General features: G+C 44.6%; 4 protein-coding genes. All 4 read right to left on the bottom strand.

Going from position 1 to position 3184, the window contains the following annotated elements:
* Positions 1 to 572 precede the first annotated feature (572 nt).
* On the bottom strand, positions 573 to 1784 hold the full coding sequence (locus TW89_RS08860) for an NADH:flavin oxidoreductase/NADH oxidase family protein (RefSeq protein WP_128581192.1): 1212 nt from the start codon (positions 1782 to 1784) through the stop codon (positions 573 to 575).
* Between the two features lie 73 nt (positions 1785 to 1857).
* Positions 1858 to 2169 carry an ArsR/SmtB family transcription factor gene (locus TW89_RS08855; protein WP_070591088.1) on the bottom strand — a complete coding sequence of 104 codons (312 nt, stop codon included), beginning with the start codon at positions 2167 to 2169 and terminating at the stop codon, positions 1858 to 1860.
* Positions 2170 to 2435: 266 nt separating this feature from the next.
* A complete protein-coding gene (locus TW89_RS08845; RefSeq protein WP_128581189.1) occupies positions 2436 to 2771 on the bottom strand; it encodes a thioredoxin family protein in 336 nt (111 codons plus the stop codon).
* Between the two features lie 204 nt (positions 2772 to 2975).
* A partial coding sequence (locus TW89_RS08840; protein WP_283114701.1) for an OsmC family protein occupies positions 2976 to 3184 on the bottom strand: 209 nt, incomplete at its 5' end.

The raw sequence follows: 3184 nt of genomic DNA, 5'->3' as shown, positions 1-3184 counted from the left end.
GGCGGTCATAAGGGTAATATCCGACTGACGATGAACACTGTATGGTAACGGGTATAATGCCGATGGTAAAGCGAATGGGATGAATGGAAATAAGGCCGTCTGAACGGTTGAAATAAGGGATAAAGAGTCATTTTACCCCGCCCTATTCCACCATTCAGGGGAAAAATGGTAAATTAAGCAGTCACATTTCTCTTAAAAACCATTGATTTTATACTAAAAATTGGAGTACTATACGGAATCTTTTAAGATTAACCAATAGTTAACAAACAGGAATAAACAACGGCGATTGTTAGGTATAGGGAAAACTACATAATTTATATTATGTTAAGTTATTATTATAAATTATAATTATAACTTATTAATTTAATTATTATTTTTTAAATTTCTTATTCTAAGCCACTTTCAAAGAACAGGATCTTTTTGTATCGCTCAGTGGATATCTAAAATTCTAAAAACCATTTGAACTTAAAGATTCAAACGGTTTTTTAGTATCAATTTATTTATATTCCATGCTTTTATATACGGTTAAATTTTAAAATTTAATCCTCCTTCAAATCCAACCGCTTTCATCATCAAGATCTGCCAGTACTTAAACCTGCTTTTCCATTTGCCCATAAAGTTTTCAGTAAAACTTTCCATGCTGACAATTTGGGATCAGGCTGTTTGCCTTGTCCGATCAAGTCCATTTGCGTCATATACCAGTTCATCTCCAACATTGCGCCCGCTTTTTTATCAACCAATGCTACGCCTGTTTTGATGCGGTCGGTTTGCACGGTTTGGTAAGTGCCGTTTTGCATTTGGTTCGCCAAATCAGGCACTAAGGCAAACGGACGAGCAACACCTACAAAATCCAAATGGCCGCTGGATAAGGCATCTTCCATTGTGCTTTGTGAACGAAAGCCACCGGTGATAATCAGCGGAGCTTGGCTGACTGCACGGGCTTTTTCGGCGTAATCGATGAAGAAGGCTTCGCGTTTGCGGGTGCTGTCTTTGGCGGCTAGCATTTGCGGGCTTTCGTAGTTGCCACCGGAAACTTCAATAAAATCAATGCCCATTTCTGACAGTTTTTGTACCACCTGCACCGATTCGCTTTCGTCAAATCCGCCTTTTTGGAAATCCGCCGAATTGAGTTTTACACCCACTAAGAAATCTTTGCCCACAGCGGCGCGGATGGCGGTGTAGGTTTCCAAAAGGAAGCGCATACGGTTTTCCAAACTGCCGCCCCATTGGTCTTGGCGGCGGTTGTGGTGCGGCGAGAGAAATTGGCTGATGAGATAGCCGTGCGCGGCGTGAATTTGTACGCCTGAAAAGCCTGCCTGTTCAGCAAATTTGGCGGTTTGCACGAATTGTTGAATCAGCCTGTTGATTTCATCAGCGGTTAATTCGCGTGGCGGATTGATAAAGCCGTCCATGCCTACCAATGGTACAGCGCTTGGCGCAAGCGGTGTTTTATTGACCACTGCAGGCGACTGTTTGCCCGCATGGTTGATTTGCATGATGAGCAGCGTGTCGTTTTGCGTGCCTGCTTTCGCCCATTTTTTCAGAATCTCAAGGCTGCGGCCGTCTGAAATCACCACATCGTTTATCGAACCTTTGCCGCTTTCGGCGACCATTACATTTCCCGTAACCAAAACACCCGCACCACCTTTTGCCCAAGTGTCGTAAAGGCAGACGAGTTTTTCAGACGGCTGGTCGTTTTGGGCAAGTTGTTCTTCCATGGCGGATTTGAAGATACGGTTTTTAGCAGTTTTGCCGTTTGGAAAAGTGAATGGCGTGAATAACATAATCGTTCCTTTAAGTTGATAAGTTTAAAAATGTAAACGTATTTAAGTAAAAATAAAGGGTTAACGGATAACCCTATTTTGAAAGCGGGCAATTTTGAGCCATCAAATCGGCAAGCTGTTTCAACCTCGCCACCGCATCCGCCATGGCAATACTGTAAAACCGCTCTTTGCCGACCTGCTCCACTGCCACCGCTCCGGCTTGCAACATGATTTTCAAATGATGCGACACCGCAGGGCGCGACAAATGCAGATGCTCGGTCAGCTCATTCACATTCATCTTGCCGTGTTCCCACAGCACGCGCAGGATTTGATGGCGGTTTTCATCACTCAACACGGTAAAAATGGGAATGCACTCGCGCATTAAATTCATGGTTTGTTGCGGCATATTCGGCCTTTTAAGTTTATATGTTTAAAAATTTGAACGTATTTTAAAGGGAAAGATGGGGAATGTCAAAGGGGATTTTCAGGAAGTTGTTTTAATGTATAAATCACCGCTTTTCATCAATCATTATCTCAGTCTACAAGCCGTTTCAGACGACCTTTTCGTAATAAAGAGCGGTCAAATTTTTAAGTATTTTGCAAATCATCTTAAAAATTTGACCGCTTGCATCATTATCAAGACCGCAGCCGTCTGAAACATTGATAGACCGGTTACTGATGTTCGCTTTCTGCTACTTTTGTCCATTTTGCCAATGTCTGCTTCATCTGTGCCTGAGGGATGAAGCGGGCCATCCGTTCTACTTCCTTGCCTTGATAAAACAGCAGCCATGCAGGTACGGTCAGCACGTGGAAACGTCCGGCCATTTCGGGTATTTCAGCAATATCGGCTTTTACGGCATACACATTTCCTTCCTCCGCCAAAGCTGAGTCAAGCTGGGCGCCCACGACCGTACAAACACCGCAGATTGGGGCTTTGATGTACAGTGATACTAAAGGGTATGTGGCGATGGCCTGTTCGATGTCTTTCAAAGTGTGCAGTTGTTGCATGCCATGTACTCCTTTGAGCGATTAAGCCCTTTTCTAGTTGTCCAGAAAAGGGGCTTTTAACGAAATGAAAACAAGAAAACGGTTTGAGTCGTCTAGATTTTTCGACAACCACTTTTGCCCGCGCTTTCAGGCTGTTCAACACTGGCGAGCTGGCGGCGGAGCGGTCGGCGAAATTTTGCAGGGTAGGAAGGTCTGCGTCGGCTTTTACTTTACGGTTAGCACCAGATTATCCAGTCCGCCGTAGCCATCTTCCATGCCGAACAGTTTGGCCAAGTCGATACTGCCGCTTGCGGATATTTCAAACTGTTCCAGTTTCACGCCTGCCAATGCTGCTTGCAACTCGAAACCTATGGAGCAGCAGCCTGCCGCAGCGCTGATCAGGTATTCCACCGGATTTGGGGCGGCGTTTTCAC

The organism is Neisseria flavescens (assembly GCF_001618065.1).
GTDB lineage: Bacteria > Pseudomonadota > Gammaproteobacteria > Burkholderiales > Neisseriaceae > Neisseria > Neisseria flavescens_A.
The sequence above is the reverse complement of the archived record's forward strand: the minus strand, read 5'-3'. Positions and strand labels throughout refer to the sequence as shown.

Coding starts and splice junctions, on each gene's coding strand:
- TW89_RS08860 (WP_128581192.1), bottom strand. CDS start 1,784: ATGTTATTCACGCCATTCACTTTTCCAAACGGCAAAACTGCTAAAAAC.
- TW89_RS08855 (WP_070591088.1), bottom strand. CDS start 2,169: ATGCCGCAACAAACCATGAATTTAATGCGCGAGTGCATTCCCATTTTT.
- TW89_RS08845 (WP_128581189.1), bottom strand. CDS start 2,771: ATGCAACAACTGCACACTTTGAAAGACATCGAACAGGCCATCGCCACA.